The sequence below is a fragment of the Gilliamella sp. ESL1225 genome (genome assembly GCF_058502635.1).
On record NZ_CP196358.1, the window covers coordinates 1,473,836 to 1,492,382 of the forward strand.

The following is an 18,547-nucleotide window of genomic DNA, read 5'->3' on the forward strand; positions in this document are numbered from 1 at the left end:
AAAAGGTTTGAGTAAAAATAAACTTGTTTAACTCAAATCCCTCCGCTGGAATTAACCAGATCAGGTTCGACGAGTTATACCATTTTTATGATATTCTCAGCCATAATTAGGCACCCCGTTGAGAACGGCTTTAGTTTATTCGTAAGTGATGCACTTGTAAACGGGGTTATTTTGACAAATTATTGCGAATCTTGAAGGCGATAAGTGACTTTTTAAGACTTTATCGCTATCATATTCGCCATTTTCTAAATAAAAATTAGGTTTACTGTGAATATTCAACAATTATTAACATCACGTGTTTTAGAGGCAATGGAACAAGCTGGCGCGTTACCCGGCAGTGATGCACAAATTAGGCAATCAGCTAAAGCACAATTTGGTGATTATCAAGCTAATGGTATTATGGCGGCTGCCAAAAAATTATCCATTCCACCTAGGCAACTTGCTGAGCAAGTCATTAGCCATCTAAAACTTGATGATATTGCGGAAAAAATCGAAATTGCCGGACCTGGTTTTATTAATATTTTTCTAAATAAAGACTGGGTTGCCGCGCAAAACGAACTTGCTCTTGCCAGTGATAAACTCAATATTACTTTACCGAATACACCACAAACAATTGTTGTCGATTATTCTGCACCTAATGTTGCTAAAGAAATGCATGTTGGTCACCTTCGTTCTACCATCATTGGTGATGCAAGTGTGCGTGTTTTAAGCTATTTAGGTCATAATGTTATTCGTGCTAATCATATCGGCGATTGGGGTACACAATTCGGCATGCTAATTGCGTATCTTGAAAAAATGCAAAATGAACATGCTAGTAATATGGAGCTAGCTGATCTTGAGGAGTTTTATCGAGCAGCTAAAAAACATTATGATGACGATCCTATTTTTGCCGAAAAAGCTCGTAACTATGTTGTTAAATTACAAGGTGGCGATGAATATTGTTTGACTATGTGGCATAAACTAATCGACATTACCATGTCACAAAATATCGCCACATACAAAAGACTCAATGTTACCTTATCGTTAGAAGACACTATGGGCGAGAGTCGTTACAATGCAATGCTTCCAAAAATTGTTGACGATCTTAAACAAAAAGGCCTTGCAACCGAAAGCCAAGGCGCAACCGTTGTTTTTTTAGATGAATTTAAAAATAAAGACGGCGAACCTATGGGCGTTATCATTCAAAAAAGCGATGGTGGCTATCTTTATGCGACAACGGATATTGCCTGTTTAAAATATCGATATCATGACCTTAACGCTGACCGCATTTTATATTATACCGATTCAAGACAACACCAGCATTTGGAACAAGTTTGGTTAATTAGCCAAAAAGCAGGCTATATTCCATTTAACTTTCCACTTGAACATCATATGTTTGGTATGATGCTTGGCAAAGACGGTAAACCATTTAAAACTCGTTCAGGCGATACCGTTAAATTAAATGATTTACTCGATGAAGCAAGTGAACGAGCCTCTCGATTAATTCGTCAAAAAAATCCTGATCTTAATGAGATAGAATTAGCAGAAATTACTGATGCTGTGGCAATTGGTGCCGTTAAATATGCCGATCTTTCTAAAAATAGAACCACCGATTATGTTTTTGATTGGGATAATATGCTTTCATTCGAAGGTAATACGGCACCTTATTTACAATATGCCTATACGCGAATTTTATCCATCTTCAAAAAAGCGCAATTATCGCCTTTAGATCATAATGGAATAATTCAATTAAATGAAGATAAAGAACGTGCCTTAGCCGTGCGCTTACTTCAATTTGATGAAGCAATTAATATGGTTGCTAACGAAGGTACGCCACATGTCCTTTGTAATTATCTATATGATATTGCCACCTTATTTTCAAGTTTCTATGAAAATTGTCCGATTTTATCAGCAAAAAGTGATGAAATTAAATTTAGCCGCCTTAAATTAGCGGCTTTAACTGCCAATACTCTAAAAACAGGCTTAGATATGCTCGGCATCAAAACAGTCGAAAAAATGTAATTTATCATTGTTAATTACGGTCATTGTCTTAATATTGATTAGGACTATGATCGTTTTATTTTGACTCTATTCTTCTCTTCTTTATTTCTCCACATTCATTCTAACTTAGCCGCTTATTTTTAATGGCAAATTATTATTAATCTCATTTTTGCGATAACAATTTATCAATAAAATTAAGATATTAACTTTATTAAGGATTTAATATAGTCGTTTTTCTAAAATTAAGTGTCAATTTTATAAAAAAATTCTCAAAAATTAAACATTAACACTATAATTTATATGAATATTTTTAAAAAATCAGCTTGCCTTTCCATTAATATCCGTTAGAATTAAATTCATTAATTTATGGCAACTAAGCGCTTTATCAATAAAATGACACGTCATAAACCTCTTACCTTTTTACATTATGATATTCGTTTTCTTCCCCCTATTTATGGGGGATTTTTTTGCATTAAATTCCCCTTTATAAACTTTTTTGAGGCAAATTATGATAAATAGCAATAAAGAAATATTACTCGCCCACCGCAATCAAAGTTTAAAAAGCTTTATTATGAATAATATTCAACAAAATGGGGGCTGGGTTAACAGCCATTGCCATGCAGATCGTGCTTTTACCATTACAACTGATAGTTTTGAAGTCTATCAAAAACAATCTCTTATTCAAAAGTGGGATACCTTAGACAAAATAAAAGCCGCAATGAGCGAAGATGATTATTACCGACATTTTAGTATGGCAGTCGAATCAATGATAGAGCAAGGCGTGTACGCCATAGGATCATTTATTGACATTGATCCCATTGCACAAGAGCGTGCCATCAATGCGGCTTTAAAAGCGCGTGAACATTATAAAAACGATATTACCATAAAATTGATTAATCAAACTTTAAAAGGAGTTATCGATAAAGAAGCCAGATATTGGTTTGATAAAGGAGCCGATCTCGTTGATATCATTGGTGGTTTACCTCGCCGTGACGAACGGGATCATGGCGAAGGCATGGGATTAAAGCATCTTGATATCTTACTTCAAACTGGCAAATCGCAAGGCAAAATGGTACATGTACATGTTGATCAATTTAATTCACCTGATGAAAAAGAAACTGAACAATTAACCGATAAAACACTTGAACATAATATGCATGGGCGAGTAGTTGCAATACATAGTATTTCAATTACCGCGCACAGCCTTGAATATCGACAAAAACTTTACGAGAAAATGAAACAAGCACAAATGATGGTGATTGCATGCCCATTTGCATGGATTGATAGCCCTAGGCGCGAAGATCATGGACCAACACGGAATTCGTTAACACCTGTTGATGAACTTGCTGCCGCAGGCATTCCTGTTGCTATCGGAACTGATAATATTAGTGATTATATGCTACCCTTTTCTACCGGCAATATGTGGGAAGAGTTAAAATTATTGGTTACGGGTTGCCGATATACAAATCTAGATAATATTATTAATGTAGCAACCCACAATGGTCGAAAAGTATTAGGAATTGACTAGATCTTAATCTAGTCAATTTTTGATATTTAAAAACAGCTAATTAATCTTTAAAACGTAAATGAATTAAAGAGTGACATACTGATTGGCATAATGAGTGTTAATAAAAATCCTTGCACAATCGCAGCAGGAACAATACTCATCCCTCCGCCTTTTTGAAGCATGGGTAATGTAAAATCAAGTGATGTTGCACCCGATACACCTAAAGCCGTCAATCGAAAACGATTAATTAAGGTTGGAATCAGTATAATAGCGCAAATTTCACGCAGAACATCATTTAATAATGTTACGCCGCCAATAATATTTCCGGCGGCTTCTGTCATTAGAATACTCGACAAGGAATACCAACCAAATCCCGATGCCATCGCCATACCTTGATGCACTTTTATGCCAACAATTAACGCAAATACAATACCACCCAATAAAGCTGTTAATGTAACAATTACTGTTGTCAGTATGCCAATTTTACTTAACAAAATTTGCTGAACCGATATATTATTACTGCGTAATTGTATACCGACTAAAAAAAGCAAAAAGACTAAAATAATTTGTACTGTTATTTCATGATAATGCCATATCGATAATGGCACTAGACCACATAAAAACCCAGCCAGTAAAAGTAAAATGGCTCGCAATGATTCTAAAATCATCTTAAAACGAGAATCAAAATCTTTTTTACCGTTTCCTTTTTCCGATGGAAAAAACCAATCAATAACCGCAAGGGAAATAAAATTAAAACCAAACGTACAAATAAATAATACAATCGTATATTGCGCAATTGTTTGAATATGAGAAGCGAGATTATCAATCTGAGCGAGACCAATTCCCATAATAAAAAGAATTAAATACACAATCATACTTAACGTCTTATTAATACCATTTAGCCAATATTGATTTTGACACTTAATCAAATAACCGAAAAATAACGGCGTTAGTGCAAAAATAATCCCTTCATACATTTTTTTATTCCTATGTTATTAATTCTATTATCAAGCCATTTATTGATAATAAATGGCATTGTATCTAAATTGACTATTTAATAAGAAATCTTCATTGAATGAATCAAAATATCAATGATTAACCATTAATATTTAACATTCAATTTATCTTTTTACGTTAATTTTATTCTAGTTACCATTTTAGTTATTATTTTAATTTTTATGGTTGAGATGTCATTAATGTATTGAGCTGATTGATAATATTTGATTCAAGTTGATCTAAGGTCGCGTAACGGTTTCGATATTCGGATCGTTTTTTACTGGCAATATCTTCGATCGCTTTACGTTGAATTTGGTTAGGTAAAATAAATAAACCATTGCTTTGCTTTTTGCCATCTAAACTAAGCCAAAAATCATCATAGTCAGAGTGCACCCGCTCGTTTCGACTCGTATAGCGCCAATTATTATAAATATGCGTTTTATTACCAACCGCAACAATTTGTTGTAATCCTAAATATTTAGCCATAATTAACATGGCTTCGACCACCATTCTTTTAGGAAACATGCCATAACAATCTTTAGTTGCTTTTTGGATTTGAGCGCGTATATCATTGCCACTTGTACCTTGCAAGCCAGCAATAAACAAAGTCGGTTTTTTATCATAACAAATGATAGAAAACGTTAAAGTTGCCAAATTGACACCTTCATTATCATTAAAATACAGGCTGATTTCACCTTCTCGTCCAAATTTATTGCGCGCTTGTGCAGCAATTTGGAATTTAGCCTCATTTTTAACGTACATGTCCGAAAGTAAACAGGCTAAATCAGGGTTATAAAAGGCTTTTGTCAAACCATCAGGATGGCTTGCTAAAAAATTATAATGATAAACCAATGCATCATAACGTGTTTTTTGATTAAAACATGACGCTAAATATGGACGTTGCAGTTTACAGGGTAAATTGGTTTGACACGAAAAAAAATAACCTAATAGCGGGTATTGACTTAAATTACCTAACCACTTTAAAGTAATTGGGCTAAAAAATAGTGTTCTAAAAAAAAATTTTACTCGATAAATTGGCTTTGCCCATAATTCATTAAGCTGTAATTTACCTTTACACAGCCAATTAAAAAGTTGCCATTTATTTTTAGGACGAGATATCTCCAACATATTATTCATAATCTTTTAAATTTAGGTTAATAATAAAAAAATGCGTATGATAACTAACTAATTACCATTATAGAGCAGAAAGTATGAGTCACCAGCAAATAGCTACTAAGAGTACAACACAAAATCAGATTGAGCAACCACCTAAGTATGCCGTTATCTTACATAATGACGATTATACTACTATGGATTTTGTTATTGATGTTTTAATGACATTTTTTAATTATGATTCTAACGCAGCAACAGAACTAATGTTAACTATTCATACGCAAGGACAGGGAATTTGTGGCATATATCCCGCCGAAATTGCTGAAACAAAAGTAGCACAAGTATTACACTATGCGAGCCAGCATCATTTTCCTTTACGTTGCACGATGGAGATACAATCATCATGATGGATCCACAATTAGAAATTATCATTAATGATACCTTTAACGATGCGCAAGCTAATGGTTATGAATATGTCACAACCGAACATCTTTTATTAGCATTTCTCCATGATTTTGCTATCCAACGTATTTTTATCGGCCTTGATATCGATATGCCAGCTATCTATGATGAACTACAATTTTATCTTGAAAATCATACCAGTTTTTTAGCTGATGATAATCAAATTGGTACAACACCGACTTTGTCTTTTCAACGTGTTATTGAACGAGCAATTAGTGAAGCTGAGCAAGCTAAAAAAACAGTGAGTATTTTTGATGTATTTGCCTCTATTTTACATGAAAAAGAATCTTATTCTGCCTATATATTAAATCGCTATGGGCTTGATCTACCAAAATTAAAAAAATATATCGACCATAAAGAGCAAATAAACACTGAAAAAAATCAGATTGCTGAAATAAACGATGTTACTCCTCTTAATCTATATACTATTAATCTTAATCAACGTGCAAAAACAGGCAAAATCGATCCATTAATCGGCCGGCAAGAAGATATTGACCGCCTATTACAAACCTTAAGCCGTCGACGTAAAAATAATCCCATTTTAGTGGGTGAAGCCGGAGTCGGTAAAACAGCGATCATTGAAGGTTTAGCCTGGTTGATAGAACAAAAAGCCGTTCCAGATGTCATTGCGCAAAGTGAGATTTATGCACTCGACATTTCTTCATTAATAGCGGGCACTACATTTCGTGGTGATTTTGAAAAACGATTCAAAGAATTAACCCAAGCTTTAGAAGATAAAGCAAATTGCATTTTATTTATTGATGAAATTCATATGATCATCGGTGCCGGCACAGCTGGCGAGGGTAAGTTAGATGCGGCCAATCTATTAAAACCGCTTTTAACATCAAATCGCATAAGAGTTATTGGTTCAACGACCTATCAAGAATATAGTCGTATCTTTGCTAAAGATAACGCCCTTGCTAGACGATTTCTTAAAATTGACATTAGCGAACCCTCACCAAAAGATTGTTATAAAATCTTACAAGGACTTAAAAATTATTATGAACAATTTCATGGCATAAGATATACCCAAGACGCCTTGCAAGCAGCTATCGATTTATCGATAAAATATCTTCCTGAACGTTTTTTGCCAGATAAGGCAATTGATTTAATCGATGAGGCTGGTGCGAAAAATGCCCTTTTATCACCTAAATTACGTAAAAAAATCATTAATACTGCAGATATTGAAAAAATTATTGCTAAAATAGCAAGAGTGCCCGAACAATCAATCACTCTTTCTGACAAAACACGATTACAACATTTATCCCCTCATTTAAAAAATGCTATATTTGGGCAAGACAATGCTATTACTGCGTTATGTGATGCCATCATGATCAACCGTTCGGGACTTAAACAAGATAACAAACCCATTGGATCTTTTTTATTTGCCGGACCCACTGGCGTTGGAAAAACTGAAATCGCCATTCAATTAGCAAAAGAACTTAATATTGAGTTTTTGCGTTATGATATGTCGGAATATAAAGAATCCCATACTATTAGCCGTTTAATTGGTTCACCGCCCGGATATGTGGGATATGAACAAGGTGGATTATTAACTGATGCAGTCAGTAAACATCCCTACTCACTTGTATTATTAGATGAAATCGAAAAGGCGCATCCTGATATTTATAATCTGCTCTTACAGATTATGGATAATGGCATTTTGACAGACTCGAATGGACGTAAAGTCAATTTTAAAAATACAATCTTAATTATGACAAGTAATGCAGGCGTGCAAGAAACCATCAAAAAAACCATTGGTTTTAATCCACAAGATACGAGCCAAGAAGGCATGAAAGAAATTAATCGCTTATTTACGCCTGAATTTCGTAATCGGTTAGATAATATTATATGGTTTAACCATCTTTCAAAAGAAACGATTTTACTTATTATCGAAAAGTTTTTAACCGAACTCAAACAACAATTAACAGCTAAAAATGTCAAAATGACAATTACACAAGATGCTAAAGAGTGGCTTGCAAACCAAGGCTATGATAAAGCCATGGGTGCAAGACCAATGGCTCGCACAATTCAAGAAAATATTAAAAAGCCCCTTGCTGAGCAACTATTATTTGGTAAATTACAACATGGTGGTCAGGTAAATATTGGTTTACACAAAGATAATTTTAAGTTTGATTATAGTTGATCTTAACTTAACCTTTTATATCAAAAAATCACGAATTTTGCGAATAGACAAATTTCGTGAAAAAAGTTTAGGTCTATTTTTATGTTTTTTGATATTTTGCTTATTATCGTTATCAAGTCTTTTAAAGATTTACTTCTTGTTAAATATTATTGACTTCGATTAACGCACATAGGATAATTTGAGTTCGTTAAATTATTAATTTTACCTTCGCTTTCCACTATATAATAATTATTGTTATACCTTGCATAATAAACTCCTCCTAACCCTCGTTGCCCCCATTCAGGATATATGCCCCCACCAATTTGAGGAACCATCATGCCATCTTTAGAGAGAGGATTAGCTGTTGGAATAGTTGGAATATTAGTCTGCCCTGAGCGGGGTTTTGCATTAGTCATATCGGTTAAATCAGCTAGTTTATAACCAAACTGGTTACATGCGTCATCTACCTTTGCCATATCGGTTGATACATAAGAAATTTGTAATGGTAGGAACCACTTGCTAATAACAAAACTATACAAAACATTTGTTCTATCTCCTTTTGAGTATAACTTAAAAGTCGTCGGCACAAATGATGATGTTTGTTCATAGTTTGAATTTTGATCTGGTCCTGTTAATATTAATTTATAGCCCCAAAATTCTTTTATAGTGGCTGAATAACCCTGTTCTGATACCCCCCATCGGCCTAATGTTATGTTTATAGGGGATGTATTAGGTATTTTTTCAATCTCAAGTTCGCCTGAATTTAATCCACTACTAAAATTAATATAAAAACTAGCTCCATTATATCCTGTTGTTGGAAAGTTCTTACTTGGGTTATTTACGTTTTGAGTCAGAAACCCAGAATTCATCAGATAATCAGACGTATTGGTATAAAGAATATAAGCACTAATATTTGGTTGTATAAGACAAACTACATCTTGTTTATTAATAACGTAATAGTCTATATTATTTGATGTTATAGGCTGAATAAGTAATTTATGGGGATAACCTCTTGGAGTTATTGTTATATTATTATCAGCCTGAAAAGAAATACGGTAGGGAGCATCACATGGAACTAATATTGAAGAATTTTGTAGGGTTGTCCCGTTTTTATTTGTAATTGACATATGAAGATAACCATTCATATCGATTGTATCCCCATCATCATCAAACCAATATTGTTTAAATTGATTGAATGAAATATCATAACGGCCTCGACTGTAAATGATATCGTTGGGTATTTGTTTAAAAACATCTTTAATTGTGCTTTCTTTTTCTGTTAATCTGATCGGATTATCCTTACTTGCTTTTGCATCTTGTAAGCGATAAATTCGACCATCTGAAAATGTTATTGTTAATAATTCATCCATATTTTGCTTTTTTGTTATCTTATCATCGACTGAAAAATAGGGCAAAGTACCTTGAATTTTGCCACTCGTTGTTGCACTTAAGTTTTTCGGTGCACCATAAGCATTAATTGAATTAAAAAAATACCAACAATACCAAACGATAATAAAGTTCTCCATGCTATTTTAATTAACTTCAATAAAGAGGGCAAATTAAACATAATAAACAATTTGATTAACCCATGCATAATAGACTGATTTTCATTAATATTTTTAGAATCAACAAAATATGGTAGGTGTTTAATCAATTCGCCATAAAAGATTATCTTTTCAATGTAAACCATTTTATCCTCTTCCTATTTCCTTTCAATGTTTAAATACAAACATTTATCATAATTGGATCGATAAATCTAATTTTGCCATTTTTTATTGCGTATTCGAATAGGGATTAACACAGGCAATATAACCAATATTCGTATAAGTTAAATTATAAATGTCGGCACCCGAACTGCCTATCCAATAAAAATTATTTTCGTATTGAGCTAAATACGTATGAGAAAATGTTGTCATAGTCATACCTGGGTTAGGATAATAATCTTTGATAAAAGATTGCCATTCAGTGATCAATCCCGCTCCAATTTGTGGAACATAATAAACATCTGCTTTTGGATTTGCATCAGGTATATTCCACCCTAAATAACGCGATTTTGAATTTGTAATATCTCGAACTTTTGGTACATTATAACCATATAAGTTACAATCATTAATTGCTTTAGAAGTTTCATTTCTTGAATAACCTGTTGGTAGTGGAATAAACCACTTACTGATCGTAAAACTATAAACAGGTGAAGAACGATCACCTTTTAAGTATAATTTGAATGTTGTCGGAATAAATGATAATGCCTGCGTCGCTGTTGAACTATTATTAGGTCCATTTAGTACAAGTTTATAGCCCCATCGTTTTTTTGGATTCGAAAAATTCTTTTCGCGATCCGATTTACTCCAACCGCCTAAAGACACATTTATGGGTGATGTGCTTGGTTCTTTGGTTATTTCAAACTCGCTTGAATCAGTATTAGCAAAAATTAAATAAAAATAGGCTTGGTCAAATCCCGTTGTCGGGAAGTTATCGCTTGGAATATTAACATTTTTTAATAAAAAACCATTGTCCTTATCATAATCGGAAGTTTTAATATTTGTATTGCTGAAGTTAAATATGACAGCTTGTGCCCAACAAACATAGGGGTTCCCTTGATTTTCAGGATAAGGTTTCATATAAAAAATTGTTCTTGCATTTGGTACAATTCTTGTTTTTGGCAAACCATAACGCGTATTAATTGCTGCTTCATCGTGCGTTAAAATGATTTTATAAGGGGACTGACAAGTTTTTAAAGTTTCGGTAGTAGGTATTATATTATCATTAGTATCTCTAATATCCATTTTGAAGTATGCCGAGTTTAGTAATGGATTGACAATATCTCCATCGTCATCCTGCCAATATTGAGTGAAATCTCTTAATGATAATTTAATCGTATTTTCTGGTAACCATTGGCTAATTGTTGAAAACGTCCGTTCACCATCCGGTAATACTATCGGATTTGATTGGGTAAAATTTGCTAAATCTGCTTTTTTATATAACCGCCCATCCGATAGTTTTATCGTAAATAGTTCATTCATGTTTTCAGATTTAGTTACCCCACCATCAACAGAAAAAAGAGGAAGTGAACCTTGTATATTACCTTTCGTTGTTGCCTCAATGTTCAATGGCAATATTTGATTTAATTTGATTTTATTAGTATCAATAGTTATATTAGTTTCATTTAGTTTCAAAGAATCTAAAATCTCCGCTAATACTTGCTTGCTGCTCATTAAAGTGAAAAATACAATTATTAAACAAATCGTTTTAATAGAATATATCGATTTGAATATTTTCATATTTAATATTATATTAATTAAGATTATTTTATGAATACACATTTTATTTCTTTTCCATTTTATGTTATAGACATTAAATTTTTTATATTTAGTTTTTTATCGTTTGTTCTTTTTTAATAAAATACGATTGATTTTCAAATTTAATAATATATTTGTAGGTTAGTTTGTAAATATTAATCGATAATTGTTTTCGATATTATTAGATACAGCATTGATACTATAATAAATCTATTTTAGATATTGCTTTGGCGAGTTATTTAGATATAAATTTTACTCACTTGATGGTGCTTGCATAAAAAAAGAAAAAGCCTTTTAAACAATAAAGGCTTAAGTTAAAAACTTTCAGTGATTACTCCTGAGCTAATTCATTCACTCTTTCACGTAATACCTTACCTGGCTTAAAATGTGGAATATATTTATGTTTAACTTCAACATTTCCGCCTGTTCGTGGGTTTCTTGCCTTTCGTGGGGCACGATAGTTCAATCCAAAGCTACCAAAACCACGAACTTCAACGCGTCCATTATTTTCCATCGTTATAGCGATCTGCTCAATAATATCTCTCACAGCATCATCCACTAACTTCACCGGTAAATGAGGTCGAGAGCTTACTATTTTCTCTGTTAAATCTGATCTATTCATGAATATGTCCCTTTATAATTTATGCATTATATTTCTTACTCTTCCTAGTATAATGCAAAAGACGAGAGGTTACCCTCTCATCTTTTGGACTAAAAACTATTATTCAGTTTTAGACGCGGCTTTAAACGCTTCTGCCATTGCATTAGTAAATGACGCATCTTCTTGATTTGTCGTATTATTAACAGCTGCTAAAGCTTCTTTTTCGTCAGCTTCGTCTTTAGCGCGAACAGATAACGAAATTGCACGAGTTTTGCGATCTATATTAACAATTTTCGCTTCAACTTCATCACCTACTTTTAACGCAGAGGTAGCATCTTCAATACGTTCACGAGCAATATCTTGGGCTTTTAAGTATCCTTCAATACCGTCAGCCATATCAATTGTTGCACCTTTAGCATCGACAGCAATCACTTTACCTTTAATAATTGCACCTTTTTTGAAGTTTGCAGCAAAACTATTAAATGGATCTTCTTCAAGTTGTTTGATACCTAAAGAAATACGTTCGCGCTCTGGATCAACTTGTAATACGATAGCTGAAATATCGTCGCCTTTCTTATAAGCTTTAACCGCTTCTTCACCTGGTAAATTCCAAGAGATATCAGAAAGGTGAACTAAACCATCAATATTGCCATCTAAACCAATAAAGATACCGAAATCTGTAATTGATTTGATCTTACCGCTAACTTTATCGCCTTTATTATGAGATTCAGCAAATTGTAACCATGGATTTGCTTTACATTGTTTAAGACCAAGTGAAATACGGCGACGTTCTTCATCAATTTCAAGAACAACAACTTCAACCACATCACCAAGACTAACAACTTTAGATGGGTGAATATTTTTGTTTGTCCAATCCATTTCAGAAACATGAACAAGGCCTTCAACGCCTGTTTCGATTTCAACAAAACAACCGTAATCCGTTAAGTTAGTTACTTTACCTGTTACTTTAGTACCTTCTGGGTAACGTTTAGCAATAGAAACCCATGGATCTTCGCCTAATTGTTTAAGACCTAGTGATACACGTGAACGATCTTTATCAAATTTAAGGACTTTAACTAAAAGTTCTTGACCGACTTCAACCACTTCACTTGGATGTTTAACACGTTTCCATGCCATATCAGTGATATGAAGTAAACCATCAACGCCACCAAGATCAACGAATGCACCGTAATCTGTAAGATTTTTGATGATACCTTTAACTTCTGATCCTTCTTGTAGATTTTCAAGAAGTTGTTCTCTTTCAGCACTATTTTCAGATTCGATCACTGCACGACGTGATACAACAACGTTATTACGTTTTTGATCTAATTTAATGACTTTTAATTCAATTTCGCGATTTTCAATGTGAGATGTATCACGTAGAGGACGAACATCAACAAGTGAACCAGGAAGGAATGCGCGTACGCCATTTAGATCAACTGTAAAGCCACCTTTAACTTTACCATTGATAACACCTAATACAGTTGCAGCATCTTCAACCGCTTTTTCTAATGTTAACCATGCTTCATGACGTTTTGCTTTTTCACGAGATAAAATGGTTTCACCAAATCCATCTTCAATTGAATCAAGCACAACATCAACAACATCACCAACTTGAACTTCTAATTCGCCTTGGGCATTTTTAAACTGTTCGACAGGAATTGCTGATTCAGATTTTAAACCTGCATCAACTAAAACAACGTCTTTGTCGATTGCAACGACAGTACCGCGGATCATATTACCAGAACGAGTGTCTAGTTGATTTAAAGACTCTTCAAAGAGTTGAGCAAAAGATTCAGTCATATTTAATTTACTTTTAGTTAAAATTTAACGTCCACATTACATCGTGTTTAGTGGGGTTGTTTATCATACTCTGTACATCCTTGTCGCAGAGCTACGGTCACCAAAATAGATTTCATAACGCTATTTCTGGTTAGAGTGTATATTTTACTACTTACAATAATTTTTAGTTTCATTTTTATAACTATTTTTTAATCAATAAGATTTTCTTAATCGAGAATTTCTTATTCAAGAAGAGCAAAAAACAGTTTTAAAATTAAGAAACTATCAAAATTATAGTTTTTGCGCTAATTTTTGATTCACATATGCAATTGATTGGTTAAAAACATCTTGAATGGATAATGATGTGGTATCAATTATAAGTGCATCGTTTGCTGGTTTAAGAGGAGCAATAGTGCGATTTCGATCCCGCTCATCACGTTCCGCTATCTCCTGCAAAATATCGCCGAATTTAGCATAAATATTTTTTTCTTGCAACTGTTTAAATCGCCTTTCCGCACGCGATTGCGCACTCGCATCTAAAAACAATTTTACTTGAGCATCAGGAAATACGACGGTGCCCATATCACGACCATCTGCTACTAATCCTGCAGATTGCCTAAAATCACGTTGCCTCTCTAATAAAGCCTGTCTAACTTCAATTAATGCCGCAACTTTTGACGCTGCACCGCCGATTTCTTCAGTGCGAATTTGCCTTGTAACATTCTGACCGTTTAATAACACCTGTGTTTCACTATGTGAACTATCAAACGTCAAGGGCAATTTACGTGCTAATTCTGCTAATGTTTTTTCATCATTCAATGGAACATGATCAGCTAAAGCTGCAAAAGCCAGTACACGATAAATTGCACCTGAATCTAAAAGATGCCAATTGTAATGGTTTGCTAGCGCTTGGCATAACGTGCCTTTACCTACGCCACTTGGTCCGTCAACGGCTATTACTGGAATGGTCTTATTCATCATATTGGCTCATTTGTTTAAACTTTTCAAAATAATCTGGGAACGTTTTTGATGTGCAATTTGGATCCAAAATAGTCACACCGGCATCAGAAAGCGCAACTAATGAAAAACACATAGCAATACGATGATCATTATAGGTTTCAATCTCAGCATGTTTAAGTTCTCTTGGAGGTATAATCGTTAAATAGTCTTGTCCTTCATCAACTATCGCACCTACTTTTTTTAACTCGCAAGCCATAGCAGCTAAGCGATCCGTTTCTTTTACGCGCCAGTTATAAATATTGCGTATTGTTGTTGAGCCATTTGCAAATAAAGCTGTCGTTGCGATTGTCATCGCCGCATCAGGTATATGATTCATATCCATATCTATTCCCTTTAACTCAGCACCTGTACATTCAATATAATTATCTGCAAAGGTGATTTTAGCCCCCATTTGTTCAAGTACTTTGGCGAATTGAATATCACCTTGTAAACTATTTTTACCAATACCTGTTACGCGGACTGTTCCACCTGTTATCGCTGCTGCAGCTAAAAAATACGAGGCAGAAGATGCATCACCTTCAACTAAATATTCTGTTGGCGACTTATATGTTTGCCGACCTTTAACTATAAAGGTTTGGTAATTTTGATGATAAACCATTACACCAAACGTTGCCATCATGTTAAGGGTGATATCAATATAAGGTTTAGAGACCAAATCTCCTTTTATGGTAATTTTTGTATCATTATCAGCAAGTGGAGATGCCATCAATAATGCTGTTAAAAACTGGCTAGATACAGAACCATCTACCTCAATATTTCCACCTTTAAACCCTCCAGAAAGGCGTAATGGTGGATACCCTTCATTCTCAAGATATTCAATTTTAGCGCCGCCTTGCCTTAAAGCATCAACTAGATGAGCAATGGGTCTTTCTTTCATTCGAGGCTCACCCGTTAATATGATATTAGTCATATTCTCGTTATTAGACACACTTAATGCAGCTGTGAGTGGTCGCATTGCCGTGCCTGCATTTCCTAAAAATAATTCTAATGGATGAGCGTTCGATAATTTACCGCAAACTCCTTCTATCTCGCAAAGGGTATTATTATTTGATAACTGAAAATGAACATCAAGCGCTTTTAGTGCGTCTAACATATAACGCACATCATCACTATCTAATAAGTTGATTAATCGCGTTTTACCTTGGCTTAAAGCTGCCAATAATAATGCCCGATTAGACACACTTTTAGAGCCTGCTAAATTGATCGTGCCTTGTATTTTTTTTATCGGTTTAAGTGTAAGTGATATCATAACTCTCTCATTCATCTCACTAATTTAAAATTTATCTAATGTTGCCTTTAATAAACTAATGGCATCTTGTTCTTTTGCACTATTTTGCCACAATTTATCAAATAAGTATCGATAACGTTTAATGGCATTTTCTGATGAAGTAATCGAAGCTATGCCAGTTGTGACATTAGGTAATTCTCCTAATCGAAAGGGACTCATCGCTAAGGCAAGTGATTGCCCACCGTCATAAAAAATCTGAAACGTGATAGATGGAATAGCTTCTTGTGTAATGCCAACGATAGGTGCAGAATCAGGATGTGATAGTAATTCAATTAAATGATTAATCTCTTGGCGTGCTAAAAGTACTCTTTCTGATTTTTTGCCAAGTGGCAAAGTTAAATTACCCACTAACCCTAAATGTAAAAAACGCTCAATATTTCGTAAACTTATCAGATTAATCACTTTAGGGGATGCTTTTTCAAACTGTGCTTTACGTTCTTTTAAAATTGATAAAGTAATAGAATATTTTTGCTGTTCTCTTGCCGATGTAGATTCAGTTAGCATAACGGTAAGAAGGTCTAAATAATTGGGAGAAGTTAATAAAAAAGAAAAAGGATCAAAGTGGGAATATATATCAGATGAACGCTCCTCTAACTGTCTCATCCTTTCAAAAAAGCCTTCGCCACTTGAATAATATTCCGTATCAATTCCTAATAAACTGGCGAACGAGGTATCTAATAAATAAGCTAAACGTTCTAAGGTCTCAATTTTGATAATTTCGCCCTTTTCTAATCGGTAAACGGCAGCCCTAGAAATTTTTAAACTCTTTGCAATATCTTCAGCTTTTAAAGATGCGGCAATCCGATAAGCTCTTAATCTCTGTCCAATAGCATAATAATCAATAAATCCACTATTCATAATTATCTCAAATGATTAGAGTGGGCAAAGTGTAGCATAAGATAGAAGTAAAACCAATTATAGACACTTTTAATTAACGTTGATTTACTAAAATTACATAAATATAACTGTTGTTGATAACAATATATTTTAAATCAAAATTAAATGGTTAAATAAAATAGCTCTACAATCTTGATTATATCTACTAAAGAATTCGTTATTAACCTATCTAACTATTGTTATTAATCGCTTAAGTATTTTCATTTTGTGCTTAAAAAAACAACGATAAGAAAAAACTTCATTTTACCAATGATTCGATTAGAATAGTTTTTATTCTTAAATATAAGATGTTTAATCTAAATTAATTAAAAAGGATTTAATATGGTCGTTCTATCTGCATTTCAGCAATTATGCGAACAAGCAAGGCAACAGGTAAAAGAAATCAATTTTTCAGATGTTAAAAATTTAATGGATGAAAAGAAACTACCTTATTTAATCGATGTGCGAGAAGACCATGAGTGGCAAAATGGACATTTACCTTATGCTATCCATTTAAGTCGAGGTATCATCGAAAGTCATATTGAAACAATGATCCCAAACAAAAATACTCCCATTATCGCTTATTGTGCAGCTGGTTATCGCTCATTATTAGTCGCTGAGAGTTTAGCTAAAATGGGATACAGCGAAGTTTATTCAATGGCAGGTGGTTTTTATGCTTGGCATGCTTTGCAATTTCCTATTAGCCAAGATTAAACCATTTTAGGATCTTATATCATAAAACCGTCTGTTTTTATTTTATTAATTCTATGATTTTAACTTAACTTTATGGAGATATTTAAAATCTTTTGTTTTATTGATACAAGTGATAGCATGTAACCAAATGATTAATAATCATAATTTGTTAATCATAAATAGTATTACTCGTTAATAAGGTGAATCGCTATGAATAAAAAAACTATATATCTTGCTGGGGGATGTTTTTGGGGATTAGAAGCCTATTTTAAACGAATTAACGGTGTAATTAGTGCAGAATCTGGTTATGCTAATGGTAAAACTGAGCATCCTAGCTATGAAGACGTTTGTTACCACAATACAGGACATGCTGAAACAATAAAACTTTCTTTTGATGCCGATACTATTTCGCTTGTTGATATTTTACGGCACTTTTTTAGAGTGATTGATCCGACGACTTTAAATCGTCAAGGCAATGATATAGGTACTCAATATCGTACTGGAATTTACTATACGGATTTAAAAGATCATGAAATTATCGATAAAGTGATTCATGCCATGCAAAAGCTTTATAGTAAGCCTATTCAAGTTGAAGTATTACCTTTGCAACATTTTTTCCGCGCTGAAGAACACCATCAAAGCTATTTAGACAAACACCCTAATGGTTATTGTCATATCAATTTACAAAAAGCCTCGGAACCATTGCCGGATTTACCTGGATTAACTATTTAGTTGATATAACAAAATAGCAAGCAATAATGGAAATTATTGCTTGCATCAAACATATTTATTATCCAAAAAGAAA

At 33.6% G+C, this 18,547-nt stretch carries 14 protein-coding genes, 1 pseudogene and 1 riboswitch; of the genes and pseudogenes, 6 read left to right on the top strand and 9 right to left on the bottom strand.

Going from position 1 to position 18,547, the window contains the following annotated elements:
• Window positions 1-19: 19 nt before the first annotated feature.
• Window positions 20-128, bottom strand: a riboswitch (TPP riboswitch).
• Window positions 129-267: 139 nt separating this feature from the next.
• Window positions 268-2,001 (top strand): arginine--tRNA ligase, encoded by a 1,734-nt coding sequence (argS, locus tag ACSYSW_RS06835; protein ID WP_491705772.1) that lies wholly within the window; start codon window positions 268-270, stop codon window positions 1,999-2,001.
• 487 nt (window positions 2,002-2,488) lie between these two features.
• Window positions 2,489-3,508, top strand: coding sequence for an amidohydrolase family protein (locus ACSYSW_RS06840; RefSeq protein WP_491705771.1), 1,020 nt, complete (start codon window positions 2,489-2,491; stop codon window positions 3,506-3,508).
• Window positions 3,509-3,555: 47 nt separating this feature from the next.
• On the opposite strand, the gene ACSYSW_RS06845 is transcribed toward ACSYSW_RS06840, so the two are convergent.
• Together ACSYSW_RS06845 and ACSYSW_RS06850 are read right to left on the bottom strand one after the other, a co-directional pair.
• Window positions 3,556-4,464, bottom strand: a complete 909-nt coding sequence (locus ACSYSW_RS06845) for a LysO family transporter (protein WP_491705770.1) — start codon at window positions 4,462-4,464, stop codon at window positions 3,556-3,558.
• Between the two features lie 199 nt (window positions 4,465-4,663).
• Window positions 4,664-5,620 (bottom strand): VirK/YbjX family protein, encoded by a 957-nt coding sequence (locus tag ACSYSW_RS06850; RefSeq protein WP_491705769.1) that lies wholly within the window; start codon window positions 5,618-5,620, stop codon window positions 4,664-4,666.
• A 74-nt stretch (window positions 5,621-5,694) separates the two neighbouring features.
• Between ACSYSW_RS06850 and clpS the strand changes: the two genes are divergently transcribed.
• Both clpS and ACSYSW_RS06860 read left to right on the top strand, forming a co-directional pair.
• Window positions 5,695-6,003, top strand: coding sequence for an ATP-dependent Clp protease adapter ClpS (clpS, locus tag ACSYSW_RS06855; RefSeq protein WP_491705768.1), 309 nt, complete (start codon window positions 5,695-5,697; stop codon window positions 6,001-6,003).
• Complete coding sequence (locus ACSYSW_RS06860) at window positions 6,000-8,204, top strand: AAA family ATPase (RefSeq protein WP_491705767.1); 2,205 nt, start codon at window positions 6,000-6,002, stop codon at window positions 8,202-8,204. The genes clpS and ACSYSW_RS06860 overlap by 4 nt, the downstream gene beginning before the upstream one ends.
• Window positions 8,205-8,350: 146 nt before the next feature.
• Here the strand turns inward: ACSYSW_RS06860 and ACSYSW_RS06865 are convergent, their stop codons facing one another.
• From ACSYSW_RS06865 to ACSYSW_RS06895, 7 genes are all read right to left on the bottom strand, one after another.
• Window positions 8,351-9,709: a hypothetical protein gene (locus ACSYSW_RS06865; RefSeq protein ID WP_491705766.1), complete on the bottom strand. Its 1,359-nt coding sequence runs from the start codon at window positions 9,707-9,709 to the stop codon at window positions 8,351-8,353.
• 246 nt (window positions 9,710-9,955) lie between these two features.
• The gene (locus ACSYSW_RS06870; protein WP_491705765.1) at window positions 9,956-11,359 is read right to left on the bottom strand and encodes a hypothetical protein; all 1,404 of its coding nucleotides are present in this window, start codon (window positions 11,357-11,359) and stop codon (window positions 9,956-9,958) included.
• Between the two features lie 454 nt (window positions 11,360-11,813).
• Window positions 11,814-12,104 carry an integration host factor subunit beta gene (locus ACSYSW_RS06875; protein WP_491705764.1) on the bottom strand — a complete coding sequence of 97 codons (291 nt, stop codon included), beginning with the start codon at window positions 12,102-12,104 and terminating at the stop codon, window positions 11,814-11,816.
• A gap of 99 nt (window positions 12,105-12,203) precedes the next feature.
• On the bottom strand, window positions 12,204-13,886 hold the full coding sequence (gene rpsA, locus ACSYSW_RS06880) for a 30S ribosomal protein S1 (RefSeq protein ID WP_491705763.1): 1,683 nt from the start codon (window positions 13,884-13,886) through the stop codon (window positions 12,204-12,206).
• 270 nt (window positions 13,887-14,156) lie between these two features.
• A complete protein-coding gene (gene cmk / locus ACSYSW_RS06885; RefSeq protein WP_491705762.1) occupies window positions 14,157-14,846 on the bottom strand; it encodes a (d)CMP kinase in 690 nt (229 codons plus the stop codon).
• A complete protein-coding gene (aroA, locus tag ACSYSW_RS06890; RefSeq protein ID WP_491705761.1) occupies window positions 14,836-16,134 on the bottom strand; it encodes a 3-phosphoshikimate 1-carboxyvinyltransferase in 1,299 nt (432 codons plus the stop codon). Before aroA ends, cmk begins: the two co-directional genes overlap by 11 nt.
• Window positions 16,135-16,158: 24 nt before the next feature.
• Window positions 16,159-17,031, bottom strand: coding sequence for a helix-turn-helix domain-containing protein (locus ACSYSW_RS06895; RefSeq protein WP_491705760.1), 873 nt, complete (start codon window positions 17,029-17,031; stop codon window positions 16,159-16,161).
• 360 nt (window positions 17,032-17,391) lie between these two features.
• On the opposite strand from ACSYSW_RS06895, the gene ACSYSW_RS06900 reads away from it, so the two are divergent.
• Together ACSYSW_RS06900 and msrA are read left to right on the top strand one after the other, a co-directional pair.
• Window positions 17,392-17,763, top strand: coding sequence for a rhodanese-like domain-containing protein (locus ACSYSW_RS06900; RefSeq protein WP_491705759.1), 372 nt, complete (start codon window positions 17,392-17,394; stop codon window positions 17,761-17,763).
• 189 nt (window positions 17,764-17,952) lie between these two features.
• Window positions 17,953-18,450 (top strand): annotated as a pseudogene (msrA, locus tag ACSYSW_RS06905) (peptide-methionine (S)-S-oxide reductase MsrA); the annotation flags it as partial.
• Window positions 18,451-18,547: the final 97 nt, after the last annotated feature.

What these genes read in the sequence shown, in the direction of transcription:
- ACSYSW_RS06845 (WP_491705770.1), bottom strand. Translation starts at nt 4,464, where the DNA reads ATGTATGAAGGGATTATTTTTGCACTAACGCCGTTATTTTTCGGTTAT.
- ACSYSW_RS06895 (WP_491705760.1), bottom strand. Translation starts at nt 17,031, where the DNA reads ATGAATAGTGGATTTATTGATTATTATGCTATTGGACAGAGATTAAGA.
- cmk (WP_491705762.1), bottom strand. Translation starts at nt 14,846, where the DNA reads ATGATGAATAAGACCATTCCAGTAATAGCCGTTGACGGACCAAGTGGC.
- ACSYSW_RS06850 (WP_491705769.1), bottom strand. Translation starts at nt 5,620, where the DNA reads ATGAATAATATGTTGGAGATATCTCGTCCTAAAAATAAATGGCAACTT.
- ACSYSW_RS06900 (WP_491705759.1), top strand. Translation starts at nt 17,392, where the DNA reads ATGGTCGTTCTATCTGCATTTCAGCAATTATGCGAACAAGCAAGGCAA.
- aroA (WP_491705761.1), bottom strand. Translation starts at nt 16,134, where the DNA reads ATGATATCACTTACACTTAAACCGATAAAAAAAATACAAGGCACGATC.
- ACSYSW_RS06865 (WP_491705766.1), bottom strand. Translation starts at nt 9,709, where the DNA reads ATGGAGAACTTTATTATCGTTTGGTATTGTTGGTATTTTTTTAATTCA.
- clpS (WP_491705768.1), top strand. Translation starts at nt 5,695, where the DNA reads ATGAGTCACCAGCAAATAGCTACTAAGAGTACAACACAAAATCAGATT.
- rpsA (WP_491705763.1), bottom strand. Translation starts at nt 13,886, where the DNA reads ATGACTGAATCTTTTGCTCAACTCTTTGAAGAGTCTTTAAATCAACTA.
- ACSYSW_RS06860 (WP_491705767.1), top strand. Translation starts at nt 6,000, where the DNA reads ATGATGGATCCACAATTAGAAATTATCATTAATGATACCTTTAACGAT.
- ACSYSW_RS06875 (WP_491705764.1), bottom strand. Translation starts at nt 12,104, where the DNA reads ATGAATAGATCAGATTTAACAGAGAAAATAGTAAGCTCTCGACCTCAT.
- ACSYSW_RS06840 (WP_491705771.1), top strand. Translation starts at nt 2,489, where the DNA reads ATGATAAATAGCAATAAAGAAATATTACTCGCCCACCGCAATCAAAGT.